Genomic DNA, 15,984 nt, shown 5'->3' on the forward strand with positions numbered 1-15,984 from the left:
CTTCTTTCGTCGCTTCTTTATCTGTCACTGCAGTCACAACAATCTCCTATACCGCTTTATTTTATAAAACTTATGCAGAATTCATTCAGATTAGGGGAGGCGCAAAATACCGTTCCCACCCTATCCAACTCTTCATAATGATGGGTGTCGCTATGCTCCACCCATCCTACTACTCTTCTACTTAAACAATACTGCTGCTTTTTCCAGCGTAATGGTGACGCCCCAGATTAACGGGATAATCACTGCAGCCCAGGCAAAGAACAACAACGCCGGATGACCACCATTACCGATTTTATCCATCTCTGCCTGACTCAGTACAGCTGTACCATCTTTTGCGGCTCTTTCATGCGCCAATTGCTTCTCATGTGCCAATTCGTCCGGCGTCATGAAATACTTGGCAGCGACCGGGCGTATCAATAAATTGCAAATCAAACCCAGCACCAGCATACTGGCCAGAATGTACATCGTCGTGTTATAAACTGATTCTCTTGGCATACCAAGCGACAATTGATATTCGCGCATGTAGTTGACCACTACAGGGCCGAGAATCCCGGCAGTTGCCCATGCAGTCAACAAACGGCCGTGAATCGCCCCCACCATTTGCGTGCCAAACAAATCCGCCAAATACGCCGGAACCGTAGCAAAACCGCCGCCGTACATAGACAAAATCACGCAGACTGCCGCCACAAACAAAGCGATATTACCAATTGCCCCACTCCATGGCAGACTGACGAACATCACAAAACCGAGAACGAAAAACACCACATAAGTCATCTTGCGTCCGATGTAATCGGAGCACGACGCCCACACAAAACGACCGCCAATGTTGAACAAACTGATCAAACCGGTAAAACCAGCGGCAATCGCAGCAATCGCACTTTTTTGCTCAATCGACAAGTCCGTAAACTTAGTCGCTACACCCAATAAATGACCACCAAACATTTCTTGCAACATCGGCGATGCCATACCGATCACACCGATACCTGCCGACACGTTCAAACACAGCACTAACCACACCAACCAGAATTGAGGGATACCCCACACTTTACTGACATGCACATGTTGTTGCGTAATCATGGCATTGCTGACCGTTGCGGGTGCTGTCCAACCCTTTGGTTTCCAGCCGGTTGGTGGAATCCGATAACCGAAAGCACCTGCCATCATAAAAACAAAATAAATCACGGCCATGACGACAAAAGTTTGCCAGACACCGACCGAACTTGGCGTTGCGAAATGCTTCATCAACAGATCAGCCAATGGGCTGCCGATCAATGCGCCACCACCAAAACCCATGATGGCCATGCCTGTCGCCATACCACGCTTATCCGGAAACCATTTAATCAAAGTCGACACCGGCGAGATATAACCCAAGCCCAAACCGACACCACCGATCACACCAGAACCTAGCCACATCAACCAAATTTGATGGAGATACACACCGACGGCTGAAATCAACAGGCCGCCACACCAGCACAGTGCAGCAACCACGCCTGCTTTACGCGGGCCAGCACGCTCTAACCAACCTCCCCAGATGGCTGCTGAGATACCAAGTATCACAAAAAACATGGTGAACATCCAACCCAACATGGAAATTTTCCAGTCACAGTTGGTAGCAAAAATCTGTTCAAAAAATCCCAAGTCTTTGGCGCATGCAACGCTATCTTTAATTCCTATCGCTTTCGACAACGGCAACCAAAACACCGAAAATCCATAGGCCATACCAATACACAAGTGAATTGCAAGCGCCGCTGGCGGTACTAGCCAGCGATTAAAACCCGCACCTGCGATGGTGCGTTCTTTTTCTAAAAACCCCATTGCTTTCCCCGATATAAAAATTCTTATTATATGTACAAAGTTGCATATATTTCTACGGGGAAATGCATTTTTGTACAGTATTTTTTATGGATAGGACTTACGTAAAAAATAGTCACGGATAAGCACACTGCCTTCCGACTTACTTCATACGTAATGCCAAAACCATCCGCTTGAATCGGTTTTGCAGTTCCTTTTAAATGACATCAACAATGCAGTCGGCGCTTACCTGCCGCTACAAATTAAATATGCGGATGCTTATGGGCGGAATTCCCACACTAAACGAGTTGTAGCGAAAGCGCATTCCGCAGCTTTTCGAGAAGATTTTGGGGGGAACGATAAAAATGATAATAAATTAATAATAAAATAGCAATGAGTTATTATTCGCGCTGCCAAGCAATTTAAGACGACTGGTCATATAATAGCGAAATGAATAAAGCCAACACGATCAACGACACCCGCGAAACCCTGCTCGAAACCGGTCTCAGACTGTTTGCGGAGCAAGGCTATAACGGTACCGGCATCAAGGAAATCGTCGATGCCACTGGTGTACCCAAGGGTTCGTTTTACAACTATTTCAAGAGTAAAGAAGACTTCGGTGCCGAGGTCATCTCGTTCTACGCCACCGGCTTCGCAGACAAATGGTCGGCGTATTTTGCCGAGGGTCCGGAGCAACCGCTAGCCGCGCTACGCTACACCTACGAACGCATCATCAACTACCACGAACAGTACGAAGTGAAAGCGGGCTGTCTACTAGGCAATTTTGCTGCCGAAATGTCGGAATCCAGCGAGCTCTGCCGTCTCACCCTGCAAGAAGTAGTTGGCGGCTGGCGCAAGCGCTTCGCCAGCTATCTGCGCAAAGCCCAGGCCGATGGTTCGGTGCGCACCGATCTGAGCGCGGAGCAGCTGACCGATTTTTTCTGGAATGCTTGGGAAGGTGCTCTGCTGCGCATGAAAATCGAACGCTCGACGGCACCGGTGCATGCCTGCGTCGACATGATGTTTGATCATTTTTTTCTGCCGTAACGTTACAGAAGCCAGACAAGGAATTGAATCCATTTTTTAAAAAAGAATTCGAGACGACCGGTCATTTATTGTTCTGTAATGCAGTTTGGTTTTTTAATAACAAGTCAAACCACCACTCGCTTAAACGCGATTTATTCACAAAGGAATATATATGAGCCGCACACCAGAAACCCGTACCGAAAACAGCCTGTTTCAACCGGCCCGCATCGGTGACATAGAAGTGTCCAACCGAATTGTGATGGCCCCCCTGACGCGTAATCGCGCCGGCGAAGGCAACGTACCCAATGAACTGAACCTGAAGTATTACGCTCAGCGCGCAACGGCGGGGTTGATTGTTACCGAAGCGACCCAAGTATCGGCACAGGCTCAAGGTTATGCCAATACACCCGGCCTGCATACGCCGGAACAAGTCGCCGCCTGGAAAAAAATCACCGATGCCGTGCATGAAAAAGGTGGTCGTATCGTGGTGCAAATCTGGCATACCGGCCGTATGTCGCATGTCTCTTTCCAGCCCAACCGTGAAGCACCGGTAGCGCCGTCCGCCATCCGCGCCGAAGCCAAGACCTTTGTGCTCGGTGAAGGTTTTGTCGACACTTCGGTGCCGCGCGAATTGGCTTTGGACGATATTCCCGGCGTAGTAAATGATTTCCGCCAAACGGCGCGACGCGCCATAGAAGCCGGTTTCGACGGCATTGAAATCCACGGTGCGCACGGCTATCTGCTCGACAGCTTCCTGCGCGACGGCTCGAATCACCGGAGCGACATCTACGGCGGCAGCATTGAGAATCGCAGTCGCCTGCTGCTCGAAGTAGTGGCAGCCACTACCGCTGAAATCGGCGGTGGTCGGGTCGGTGTGCGTCTCTCCCCGGTATCGCCGGTCAACGATTCCAGCGAAAGCCAGCCGCAACCATTGTTCAACTATCTGGTGGAACAGCTCAACCAGTTTGGCCTGGCCTATCTACACGTGGTCGAAGGCCACACTGGCGGCCCGCGCGATAACGCGCCGTTTGACTACGAGGCGCTGCATCAGCGCTTTGACGGCGCATGGCTGGTGAACAACGGTTACGACCGCATCATGGCGCGTGAAGCCATCGCCAGCGGTCATGCCGATCTGGTTGCCTTCGGCCGTGCCTTCATTACCAATCCGGATCTGGTGTATCGCCTGCAGCACAACCGGCCGCTAAATACACCGTTTGAAGATGCACCGCTGTACGGTGGCGTCGGCGAGCATGGCTATACCGATTACCCGGCATTAGACCAGGCATAAGCGACACTTCCAGTGCTCCCGTGCTTGCGCATTCGTTGTTGGATACGATCTGATACGAATTGCGCAAGCCATCGTGTAGAAGCACGTAGATTTACGCAAACCCTACAAAATATCATCGTGATGCACTGCTCAAGTAAGCATCAACCCGCAAAACTTCACACGACAATGCAGCCACTTTCTCACCAATCTGCTTCCCTTCCACTGGCGGTATATGGCATAACTCCAAATCCAGGCAAAGCCGTGACAAGACATCTGCTCGGATCAGTGTTGCAGTTCCCCTCACTTTGTGTGCCAGTTCAGAAATGCGTTGCCAATTCCCGATTCGCAAAGCATCTGCTATCGCCAACATATCGTTACGATTGGAAATGCGTAACTCTGCCATCAGACTTTTCACCAGCTGCTGGTCACCGCCGGTCAATGTGTTAAGTGCGTCTGGATCAAAAGAAATTTCTGTATGGTTTTGAGGTAGTGCAGATACACGTTCTTTATCCGGTGGCATACCTGCGTTCTTTGCCAACGCCTGAGATTTAATTAAACAGCGATGCAAATCGTGTAGCAAAATCGGTTTAAACAAACAGTCATTCATCCCGGCATCCTGGCAGTGCTGTAGTTCTTCTGGCAGCGCGTTTGCGGTAAGGCCAACGATAAGACAAGGAATAAGCCCTTGTTCTTGCTCACGCTGTCGAATCTGTTGCGCCAATAAATAGCCATTCATGACCGGCATATTGCAATCGGTAATAATTAAATCAAAAGTTTCTGAGTTCCACCGCAACAAAGCTTCTTCCCCATTTTCGGCTTCACTGACCAAATGCCCAAGAAAAATCAATTGCTGCCGCAGGACCAGTCTGTTTGGGCGATTATCATCGACCACTAGTACGCGTAAAGCTAATTGTTCACTTACGTTTTGTGGCGCTACTTCAATGATTTTTTCTGTAATGCTTTCCAGTGTCAACAAAGTCAAATTAACATGAATTTCGGTGCCCAGATTCACTTCACTCTTGAGCAGCAATGTCCCGCCCATCAATTCAACTAGCTTACGGCTAATCATCAAACCCAAACCAGTGCCGCCATTCTGGTTATTTTCTGCAGTGTGAATTTGAGAAAATGGCGCAAACAATTTGCGCTGATCGGCGAGACTAATCCCCTGCCCCGTATCTTCAACGCTCAACGTAACATGGAGTAATTCCTTGCTCTTGTTATCGCTTTCAATCGCTCCGCTGAGTTTGATAGTAACTTGTCCTTTGCTGGTAAATTTGATGGCGTTGCTAATCAAATTTGACAGTACTTGATTAAAACGAACGGAATCAATCAAAACATCTCGGACTATCTCCGGATCGATGAACACTCGCAGACGCAAGCCCTTTTGCCTTGCCAGTCCGTCGAATAAGCGTGTCACAGACTCCACCAGTTGACGTAAATCCGCCCGATGTAGCGCCAATTCGAATTTTCCTGATTCAATTTTTGCGATATCTAAAATACCGCCAATCAATTCCAGCAGAGTCTGTGCGGAATCGTAGGCAACTTCAATTGAACTGCGCTCCCAATGTCCTTGCTCAGAGCGTTTCAGAATGAGCTCCAACATGCCGATAATCGCGCTCATGGGAGTGCGGATTTCATGGCTCATGGTCGCCAAAAAAGTACTTTTTGCGCGACTGGCCTCATCAGCCTGTTCTTTGGCTAAGTGCAATTCGGTGATATCAACCCAACCGCCAATAATTCCCATAACGTTTCCTAAGGAGTCACGATATGGACAGTGCCAATATGAAATCGTATAACTACGGCCATTGACTATAAACTCACCTTCAGAAATGACAGGCGAACCATGGACCAGGGCCCCACCAAATTTCTTCTGAAATTGATCTGCAGTCGCGGCATCAAACACGCCGGACTCCACCAACGTTTTACCTAGCATTTGCGCCAAGGTTGCATCGAAAACAGCCAGATAACTACGATTGCAACTAATCAAACGCGCGTTTATATCGCGTACATAAATAGGATGCGGCGTGTCATCAATTAAGACTCGCATAAATTCGAGCTGATCACTTAATGCGCGTTCCACGATTTTACGTCGACCGATCTGGTGCCATAAATAGGCATTCCATGGAAGAAACGCCAGCAACAGTAAAATAATGCAAATGAGAAAATAGGCCTCTTTACGATAGGATTCCCATTCGGGGCCTTGTGAATCTGGAATTTCTCGCGTCCCTAAAGCCATTCCCACTGTATCTTGCAATGCGCGAAAATCATTGAGGTGTTTTACGAATGCCGATTGATCTGTATATGAAATATCAACTATTTCCTTTACTGATCGCTTATCGTCGCACGATATGGCGCTTGATTCACTTGCATTAACATTTGCGCCACAAACGCAAATCAATAATCCAACACACCACAGGCAAATAGCAAAAGCTCGCATACCATTTACACCAACACGTTACGTCAAAAGAATTTTGCCAACACGAATGGCGATGCATATTAAATTTATGCGTCAAACCAAGTCTATGAGAACGTTGCGCTCTATTGTGTATCGCAAAAAATCTAAACCTCAAACAGAGTATTGCATATTTAACATTTAAACCATATTAGCTCCCTCAATATCTTCCTTTTATTAGCTCGGCCGCGGTTCGCTGAAACAATCAAAAAAACCTTCCATCAGCCATAAAAATATTAGTTCCAACCTCAATGAACTGTCATTTAATGAAGCACAAACTGATAAGATGCTTGATGGAAATATTGTGTCTCACTCATTCACTTTATGGCTAAGAAGAATGTCTCAGCTGATGTTTTCACTCTTGATCAACATTAAAGAAAATCGATTTTATGCGCCTCCGTCAACATGCCCTCACTTTCGTCCTTCCTGTATTACTAGGAATATGTACTCCGTGGTCAGCCAGCTTTGCTGAAAACGGGATTACCGACCAAAAAATCGTGTTAGGCCAATCTGCCGCATTTTCTGGACCTGCTGCCCAATTAGGAATAGAGATGCACGCAGGCGCAAAAGCCTACTTTGACGAAATTAATGCGCAAGGTGGAGTCTATGGGCGTCGCATCGAAATCGTCACAGCCGACGACAAATACGAGCCTGATCTGGCTGCCGCAAATACAAAACAATTCATTGAAAAAGATAATGTTTTCGCCCTGTTCGGCTACGTCGGCACACCGACCAGCAATGCCGCATTGCCTATTTTTACACAGGCGAAAGTACCTTTTTTTGCGCCATTCACCGGCGCACAAAGTTTGCGCGAACCGTTAAATCGCGAAGTGTTTAATATTCGCGCCAGCTATTTTGATGAGACCGGCCATTTGGTCGAAAAACTGGTGAATACCGGTATCAAAAATATCGCCGTTTTTTATCAAAATGATGCTTATGGCAAAGCTGGATTGGAAGGCGTGCAACGTGCCCTCAAACAAATGAATGTGCAAATGGTAGAGACTGCCACCGTTGAACGCAATAGCCTCGACGTCGCTAAAGCAGTTTCCACCATACTGCCGAAACGACCTGATGCCGTGATTGAAATCAGCGCATACGCTTCTTCGGCCGCCTATATTAAAGCCATGCGCAAAGCCGGCTATACCGGTCAGTTCTATAACGTTTCATTTGTTGGTAGCCAACCACTGGCTGATACATTAGGCAAAGATGGGGTGGGTATTGTCATCTCTCAAGTTGTTCCCTTCCCTTGGACTTCATCGGTGCCGGTGGTCGGCGAATACAACAAACTACTAACAAAAACCGGTATTAAAAATCCTAATTTCACCAGCCTGGAAGGATTTTTGGCGGCCAAAATATTCGTTGAAGGATTACGTCGTGCAGGCAAGGATTTGACGCGTGAAAAACTAGTGAAAGCATTAGAGACCATCAACATACATAACTACGATACCGGTGGCTTTGACATCAATTTTTCGCCGACGAATCACAGCGGCTCGAAATTCGTAGAAATGACGATGATTACAAAAGATGCGAAATTTTTGAATTAAGTGTTATTTTCCTCTCTCCTTTATTTGGGAGAGAGGAAATAGATAAACGATTGAGTACAGATGATGTACTACGATACGAGTAGTTATATCTAAGCCTTGAAGCAGCAGAGTAACGACCATTTCAAACTAGCGACAACAAAAGTCCTCACTGAGACGTACTTCTCAAAGCTATTTCGAATGATCTCCGTCTTTATCTTCAGTATTCTCCGATGACTTACGGTCTCTCCAGAATTTATCAAAACGGCGGTTATACAGTACGTCGAAGCCATTGATGGTGCCGCCCTGTAATGTCAGGGACCAACGCCGCGAAAATTGCCACGTAAGTTTCAAAATACTCTCCGCAGTGCTAATCCCTTGTTCATAGCCAATATTGATTTTTTGCGTGATGGCTTTACCAATATTGACGACTTGCGTGTCGACCAGACCAGATTCACTGTTACCGATCGAAAATTCATCCAGCCCGAGTCCACTTGCAATTTTTTTGCCACCATAGTTACCCAATAAGGCTAAGGCCGCACCGGCCGCTTGACGCTGGCCGACGGCGCTGCTGTCACTGCCGTGGCCAAACATCATCCAGGAGAGTTTTTCTTCGTCTGAAACATTCGGATCAGATACCAATTTAACGCGCAAAGTTGACGGATACCCGGTAATCTCAGCGCCCGCTGCAACGTCTTGATTACGGCGCATGGCAAGAATACTGATATTCGGATTATTAATCGGCCCCTGGAAATTAATCAAACCCCGCTCGATCGCCAATTTAACGCCAAACACTTCATAGGTTCCTTCCGCGACGCGGATAGAGCCGGTAGCACGCAGTGGTTTATATGGTTCACTGTTGACGTTCATGACACCCGCCAATCGCAAATCCGCGCCACTGCCTCGGAAACGGAAATCGTCGCCGAAATCGACGCCGATATTCATTATTGGGGTCATGCCATTGGCTTTCTTTCCTGCCGCTTTTTCCATCTGCTCTTTATCTGTCAATGGAGTGGCACGTGTGGCACCATCATTCTTACTGACGATAACGACGTCGTCGCCCAGCGTCGGCGCGCTGTCTTTAGGCAAATCAAACAGCGCTTTATTCACAACAAATTTGCCATCGACATGCAATTGTTCATTGACGTTAGCAACCTTGGCCTGACCGGACAACATCAACTGCCGATCTGGGCTGGCAAATAGTTGCAAATGGTCAGCGACGATCGTCGCACTTAAATCCGGATTTGCGCGTCCAAGCTGCAACCGACCGCTAGCACTGATAGTGCCATCACCGCCGTGGAAGATTAATTGCTGCAAGTCGATCACGTTCTCGGTCACATTAATCCGCGCAGACCCATCACGTAATTGAATACCTTGATCAAACAAGGTTACGGCTAACTGATCGCCGTTGAGCGCACCGGATAATTTTGGTTGACTCAATACACCGTCGAGTTTCAGATTTAGTCCCAGACTGCCAGTCATCCCGATCTGTGGACCGAATAAACTGCCAACTTTTTTAAGTTCAGGAACATTCGCTTTGATAGTCCCGGATAAGGGCGAATTATCAACGGGTAACAATATAGCTCCCTGTTGTTTCAATCCCAACTGCAATGCCGCATTGAGCGTGCCAACCCGTTCCGCAACCAGTGCCGCATTAAGCTGCATTTGCGTCCCGCTAAAATCAATCCGCGTGCGCAATTCAGACAATCCTAATGCCGTCCCGCCAATACCTGAACTGGAGCGCACATCACCGCTGCGCCGCGCAATTTGAATAAAGCCACTGGCGCTTTCTGCCAATGCAAAATCCCAGCTGCTATCCAACACCAGATCGGATTTAACTGCTACTGGCTTGTCCGTGAACTCGTGAACAAGATCTAATACAGTATTGATATTAAGTGCGTTGATTTCGCCAGCAGAACGGAGGCGGCCATTATCAAAGCTGAAATTCTTAAGTGCTATCACTGCATTGGCAATCGTCAAACGCGTTGCGCCTAAGGTCACCTTGGTTCCTGATGCCGCTACTGAAGCAGTAATTGCCAGTGGTGCCTCTAAAGCAAAATTCGGTGTGCCTTGATTTTTTAATTCATTGACACTACCCTGCCAGCCATAACCGCCGACACTTTCGGTGAGCTTGCCTTGCGCTGCCAAAGTCAACGCCATTGGTTTTTCATGCACCGTGCCAGTGCTGTCCAGTTTCAAGGTGTGATCAGCGAAGGTGCCACTTAGATGTGCATTTAATTTATTTAAGACAACGCCAGGGCCGTGGTAACCGCTAGCATCAAGATTCAATTGCAGGCGATTTCCAGCCGCGCTAACTTTTGCATTGAGATCGGTTTGAATATCCGCGTCACCAGATAAACTATCCACTCTATGTTCGCCAAAAATGACTTTTTCGGCACGATACGTGGCGCGTACGGCAGGACGTTGCAGTGTCCCGGTGACTTGCCCATCCACCTGAACTGCGCCGGACAAACCGAATCCCAGGCGCTCCAATTGCGGCGCATTGATCTTCACATGCAATTGATCGTTACTATTTCCAAAACTGCCATTTAATTGTGCATCATTACCAGCGATCGACAGCGCTGCGTCGCTAGGCAATAGACGCTTGCCAATCAGGTTGATCGTGCCATTGCCGCTCATTGGCAAATTGTTGTATTCGCTATCAAGAATGCCAAACTTGAGTTTGAGTTGCAGTTCCGGTGACACTTTTCCGGCAGCGTCAAATGTCATGTTGATGCGCGCGTTTATTGGCTTGGCACCGTTACTTTTTGCCTTGGCACTGGCACTCGCGCCGCTGATTTTCATCCATACCGCCGGATCAAAATCCCGCAACTGCCCCTTTGCCGCGTAGACCATTTGCGGATCACGGCTCAGGCTACCAGTCAGATCCAAACGTGATGGGCGCGCACCTGCTTGCGCGGCAAGTTGCGCTGATTTTATATTGATTTGTTTCGAATCGATCAGTGCGTCTATTTTTGCAGAAAGCGTGTTATCTGCCAGATCCAAAGCTATTTCTTGGGTCTTCTCAGTCAGCTTGACACTGATCGGACCACGCAATTGGGACGGTTGTAATTTTCCATGTAGCGCCTGTAAATTTAAATTGGCGACATTGAAATCAAACGCACCATTATTTTTTTCTTTACCGTCGGTGTAATAGTGACCTGAGCCGGTAATGGTTGCGTTTTCTTGTAACTTGATCTGCAAGCTGGTTAAGGTTTGCGTGTGCGCATCCAGGCGTACTTGGGCATCTGCAGAAATCAATGGCAGATGATCTTTGTCGATAGCGCCAGGAATGGCATTACTAATATGAAGGGGACCACTGACCGCCAGCAGTGCCAGGTCTGGCGCTTTGCCAGTATCAGCCTTGATATTGTCAGCCTTGTCGGCGTTACCAGTTGCAGCAGGCGATACCGGCACTAAATCTGCCTGCAAACTCAAATCAGCTAACGGCGCACCTTCACTGAACAATTTCGGGTTGATATGATTCGCGCTAAGTTGTATCCGTTCGAATGGGATCGGCGCGAAAGGTGTTACCGCGATATTTGCTGTGGCACTGAGTTTATCGCCATTACCTTTGAGCAGCACCTTCAGGGCTGAAAGATTGCCTGAAACATTGGCGTTAAGTTGATATTTTTCTTGTTCATACGCGCCGGATAAAGCGACGTCGCCAGTGATGATAAATGGCGACTGCCCGTCCAGATTAGCATTGGCGTTGGCCTTGCCATATGGCGTGTCCAGATTTTCCACTACCAAATGGTGTTGACGGCCATCTGAGTCGCCATGCAAAGATAAGTTGCTCAATTCGGTGGTGCTGTCTCTCTCGTGCAAAGAGAGTTTATCTAATTGAATATTGTGCAGTTCTAATGCCAATGGCAACGTTAAACTTTGAGGTAAGACGGTTGGCTCTGAAGGTGTCGGTTGTATATATGCGTCCACCGTACCGACGTGTAAATGATCAACGGTGAATTTGAGTGGGGAAAAATTCAGCGACCAGCCACCATCGATTTTGTCGATCACGTAGCGCTGTGTTTTGTCTTGAAACTGGACATTGCGCAAACGAATGCCTTTATTCAATGTGCCGCCCACAAACTCACCGGTCAGATGACCTTGCGATAAGGATGTCGCTGTTTGCCAGATTTTTTGTGTCCCGACTTCAGAGCGCACGCCAACCCAGATAGTCAGCGCAGCCAACACCAGTAGCAGTACTACGATCAAAAATAAGGCCACCAGCCCGCGTAGCATGGCGCCAACAGCATGAATAGCACCATTGCCAGGCACCTTGCCGGTAGACGATGGTGTCGGGGCAGTATCGTTTGATTGATCTGGCGGTGGTGTTGATGCTTGATTCATGCTTGGTTCATGCAAAGTGTGAAATGAAATTAAGGGAATCAAACATTAAAAAGCGATGCCAAGTGAAATATGTGGGCGGAACTGCTTTGCTTGCACACCATAGCCTAAATCCAGGTTGACTGGTCCTACCGGGCTGCGCCAGCGTATTCCGGGACCAATACCAACTTTCGTTTCTTTATCGGCCCACGAATTGGTTGCCGTACCAACGTCATAAAACACTGCGGCACCCCACTCACGGGTAAACCAGTGCTGATATTCGGCGCTTGCCGTCATCAGAAACTTAGTGGGGTATACCGTGCCGTTGAAGCTAGTACCGATACTGTCATAACTATAACCACGCACCGAATCAACACCTCCTGCGCGGAATAACAGGGATGCAGGTACCGATGAAACAGTTCCGGCAGAGGATATGGCACCGCCCTCAATACGGAAAATCACAATGTCACGCTTGGCCATCGGTATGAATTTTTTATACCGCGAATACAGGCGCATAAAAGTTTGATCAGTGAGCAATCCTTTCAGCGCAACGCCAGCTTGTATCGTCACGATGTCACCGTCGGATGGGAAAATCTGATCATCCACATCGCGCCGCGTCCAGGCAAACCCCGGAACTAACGCTTGATGTTCACCGGGAAAAACCACCGTATTGGGTGGTAATGTTGCACCAATATCTTGACGCAATTGATCACGATAATAAGTCAGAGTCCAGGTTGTATCGTAGTTCTCAAAGGAGCGCGTACGTTTCAATCCCGATTGCAAACTGCGTAAATCGACCCCTTCGGAGGTAGTGCGAGTATAAGAAGAAACAATACCATTAACGAAACTGCGCTCATCTGGCGGCATATCCAGTTCCAACGAAGCTGCCTGACTTCTCTGTTCCAGTTTTAACTGACTATCAAACACATAGGCTTTGTCGAACACGTTGTAATTGGTATAGCGCCCTTGCACATGCGCGCCGGTATCGGTGTCGTATCCGACACCAGTTCTGATCCGTTGCGCCGCAAACTCCGTCACTTGCACCTTCACCGGCACCATACCGGCATGCGCTGGATCATCGTCAATCCCGACAATCACGTTCCCGTAATAATTGGTGTTTTGTATTTGCCGCTGCAAATACAAAAGTCGATCAATGTCGTATTCCTCACCAATGGCGAGAGGATTAACATTTTCGATAATCTTGACCGGATAGCGCCTGGCACCAGTAATTTGCAATGGGCCTAAAGTAAAAGTCGGGCCGCTATCGTATTTCACAGATAGTTGAGCATCGTGCTCATCAGGATCTATACGCGCTTGGGAATCGACGATTTTCGCTGCAGGAAAACGCTTATATTGCAACAACCGCAAAGCGTGTTGTTTGGCATCATCCCATGTGCTTTGCTGAAAAGGTGCACCTACTGGCAAACTCCAGTTACGTTGTACACGTGGGATACGTTCCGGTACTTCCGTTTCAACCGGGCCGACCACCTCAATTTTGGCGCTGGAAACAATTGTGCGCTGATGAAGATCAACTGTCAGATGAATGACAGGTGTCTTGCCATCATCAACTTTCACTTCAGTAGTAGGCGAAAAATAGCCCTGTGTTGAAGTGAGCTGAGTAATTTTCTCGTTCACGGTTTCAATCATGAACTTCAATTGATCTTCGCTTATGTCATCACGCTTTTGATAGCGAACCAAATCAAGATGATCGGTCAACAGCGCTTTGATTTCTTTGGGCGCGTCAATCTCAACTTTATAGGCGGCGAAGGCAAAGTTGCTTATCGTCAGTCCACTGATCAGCGGAACTAACGTGAAAAGAATAAGACGCAAAGATTCGCGCAAGCATAAGGCTAGCTTGAGTCGGCATGTCATCGTGCGTCAATATCGTGATGAAAGGAAATGGGAGAAACCATAGGCTTTTGGAGTTTTGTAAATAAATTGCTAAATATTTATGGAAAATACCTGCCATTATAATAAAAGCCTTTGCGGTTAAACCTATTTATTAACACGATTTAACGCAAAGTATGCGAATACTAACTTATGCAAAATTGTCCCTGCAAGACATTCCGGCAAAGACGGTACGCATGGGAAAATAACCTGACTGAAGCAATTTTGCGTAAGTCCTGCAAATCTTAAATCTTAGTTATCTGGATGCGTCATCTGTTCCGGCTTGACCCAAGCCGCGAACTCTTGTTCAGTGACATAACCCAAGACTAGCGCCGCTTGCTTCAAAGTGCTGCCGTCATGGTGCGCGCGCTTAGCAATTTGTGCCGCTTTGTCGTAACCAATATGCGGCGCCAATGCGGTGACCAACATCAAAGAACGTTCCATCAAGTCGGCTATCCGCTCTTCATTGGCGACAATGCCGCGCGCGCAATGCTGATCAAAACTTGCCATGCCATCGGCCAGCAAACGTACACTTTGCAGGAAATTATGAACGATCAGTGGTTTAAATACGTTTAATTCAAAATTACCCGAAGCGCCACCGAAATTGATCGCGACATCATTTCCAAACACTTGACAGCAAATCATCGTCAACGCTTCGCACTGTGTGGGATTAACCTTGCCTGGCATGATGGAGCTACCTGGTTCATTTTCAGGAATGCTGATTTCTCCCAAGCCAGAGCGTGGGCCGGACGCCAGCCAACGAATATCATTGGCAATTTTCATCAAGGCAGCCGCCAGCGTTTTTAACGCCCCATGTGCAGCCACGAATGCATCGTGCGCCGCGAGCGCCGCGAATTTATTGTCGGCGGTGTGAAATGGCAGCAGCAGCAATTCACTTAGTTTAGCAGCAACTTGCGCACCAAACTCAGATGGTGCATTTAAGCCGGTACCAACCGCTGTTCCACCAGCGGCCAAAGCGGACAAGGCATTTAATGACGCATTAATGATCACTTCGGCGTGATTGAGTTGTGCAACATACGCCGAAAATTCCTGCCCTAAAGTCAATGGAGTCGCATCTTGCAAATGGGTCCGACCAATCTTCACTATCGTAGCGAAGGCAATTGCTTTTTGGTCCAAGGTAGTCCGCAAGGCGCGCAAGGCGGGTAGCAATGATCGCGTAAGCCCGACCATCGCTGCCACATGCATTGCCGTTGGAAAAATATCATTCGATGACTGACTGAGATTGACCGCATCATTAGGGTGAACCATCCGCGTCTGACCACGTACACCTCCCAACAACTCCGAGGCGCGATTGGCTAAAACCTCATTCATGTTCATATTGCTTTGCGTACCCGAGCCGGTTTGCCATACCGCTAATGGAAATTCATCCGGGTGCTGACCATTCATCACTTCTTGTGCAGCTTGCATAATGGCAGTGGCTTGCCGTTGATCCAATTTTTTCAAATCAAGATTGGTTTGCGCACAAGCATATTTCACGGTTGCCAGCGCTGCAATCAATTCCGTCGGCATGCGTTCAGTAGAGATATGAAAATGCTCCAGTGAGCGCTGCGTTTGCGCTCCCCATAATCGCGCAGCGGGGACTTTAATATCGCCAAAGGTATCCCGTTCAATTCTGGTGCTCATGATCAGCCTTATGAAATTGAATAATTAAATTGAATAATTAAATTAAATATATAAAGTGATGGCTTCGAAAA

At 47.8% G+C, this 15,984-nt stretch carries 8 protein-coding genes; 3 read left to right on the forward strand and 5 right to left on the reverse strand.

Features of this window, described 5'->3' with window-relative positions; all coding sequences use genetic code 11:
* Nucleotides 1–177: 177 nt before the first annotated feature.
* Nucleotides 178–1,815 (reverse strand): OFA family MFS transporter, encoded by a 1,638-nt coding sequence (locus GEV47_RS05465; RefSeq protein WP_153233641.1) that lies wholly within the window; start codon nt 1,813–1,815, stop codon nt 178–180.
* 426 nt (nt 1,816–2,241) lie between these two features.
* Here GEV47_RS05465 and GEV47_RS05470 point away from each other — a divergent pair, with 426 nt between their 5' ends.
* Nucleotides 2,242–2,838 (forward strand): TetR/AcrR family transcriptional regulator, encoded by a 597-nt coding sequence (locus tag GEV47_RS05470; protein WP_153233642.1) that lies wholly within the window; start codon nt 2,242–2,244, stop codon nt 2,836–2,838.
* A gap of 151 nt (nt 2,839–2,989) precedes the next feature.
* On the forward strand, nt 2,990–4,105 hold the full coding sequence (locus GEV47_RS05475; protein WP_153233643.1) for an alkene reductase: 1,116 nt from the start codon (nt 2,990–2,992) through the stop codon (nt 4,103–4,105).
* 112 nt (nt 4,106–4,217) lie between these two features.
* Here GEV47_RS05475 and GEV47_RS05480 read toward each other — a convergent pair whose 3' ends face one another.
* Complete coding sequence (locus tag GEV47_RS05480; protein ID WP_194270573.1) at nt 4,218–6,320, reverse strand: ATP-binding protein; 2,103 nt, start codon at nt 6,318–6,320, stop codon at nt 4,218–4,220.
* A 605-nt stretch (nt 6,321–6,925) separates the two neighbouring features.
* Between GEV47_RS05480 and GEV47_RS05485 the strand changes: the two genes are divergently transcribed.
* Nucleotides 6,926–8,080 (forward strand): ABC transporter substrate-binding protein, encoded by a 1,155-nt coding sequence (locus GEV47_RS05485; RefSeq protein ID WP_153233645.1) that lies wholly within the window; start codon nt 6,926–6,928, stop codon nt 8,078–8,080.
* Nucleotides 8,081–8,248: 168 nt separating this feature from the next.
* Here the strand turns inward: GEV47_RS05485 and GEV47_RS05490 are convergent, their stop codons facing one another.
* From GEV47_RS05490 to fumC, 3 genes are all read right to left on the reverse strand, one after another.
* Nucleotides 8,249–12,406 (reverse strand): translocation/assembly module TamB domain-containing protein, encoded by a 4,158-nt coding sequence (locus GEV47_RS05490; protein ID WP_228124570.1) that lies wholly within the window; start codon nt 12,404–12,406, stop codon nt 8,249–8,251.
* Between the two features lie 45 nt (nt 12,407–12,451).
* Nucleotides 12,452–14,254 carry an autotransporter assembly complex protein TamA gene (locus GEV47_RS05495; protein WP_153233646.1) on the reverse strand — a complete coding sequence of 601 codons (1,803 nt, stop codon included), beginning with the start codon at nt 14,252–14,254 and terminating at the stop codon, nt 12,452–12,454.
* Nucleotides 14,255–14,521: 267 nt separating this feature from the next.
* Nucleotides 14,522–15,913: a class II fumarate hydratase gene (gene fumC, locus GEV47_RS05500; protein WP_153233647.1), complete on the reverse strand. Its 1,392-nt coding sequence runs from the start codon at nt 15,911–15,913 to the stop codon at nt 14,522–14,524.
* Between the last annotated feature and the right edge of the window lie 71 nt (nt 15,914–15,984).

The sequence above is a fragment of the Glaciimonas soli genome, assembly GCF_009497155.1.
In the GTDB taxonomy this organism is placed as follows: Bacteria; Pseudomonadota; Gammaproteobacteria; order Burkholderiales; family Burkholderiaceae_D; genus Glaciimonas; species Glaciimonas soli.

Coding starts and splice junctions, on each gene's coding strand:
- GEV47_RS05485 (WP_153233645.1), top strand. CDS start 6,926: ATGCGCCTCCGTCAACATGCCCTCACTTTCGTCCTTCCTGTATTACTA.
- GEV47_RS05465 (WP_153233641.1), bottom strand. CDS start 1,815: ATGGGGTTTTTAGAAAAAGAACGCACCATCGCAGGTGCGGGTTTTAAT.
- fumC (WP_153233647.1), bottom strand. CDS start 15,913: ATGAGCACCAGAATTGAACGGGATACCTTTGGCGATATTAAAGTCCCC.
- GEV47_RS05490 (WP_228124570.1), bottom strand. CDS start 12,406: ATGAATCAAGCATCAACACCACCGCCAGATCAATCAAACGATACTGCC.
- GEV47_RS05495 (WP_153233646.1), bottom strand. CDS start 14,254: ATGACATGCCGACTCAAGCTAGCCTTATGCTTGCGCGAATCTTTGCGT.
- GEV47_RS05475 (WP_153233643.1), top strand. CDS start 2,990: ATGAGCCGCACACCAGAAACCCGTACCGAAAACAGCCTGTTTCAACCG.
- GEV47_RS05470 (WP_153233642.1), top strand. CDS start 2,242: ATGAATAAAGCCAACACGATCAACGACACCCGCGAAACCCTGCTCGAA.
- GEV47_RS05480 (WP_194270573.1), bottom strand. CDS start 6,320: ATGGCTTTAGGGACGCGAGAAATTCCAGATTCACAAGGCCCCGAATGG.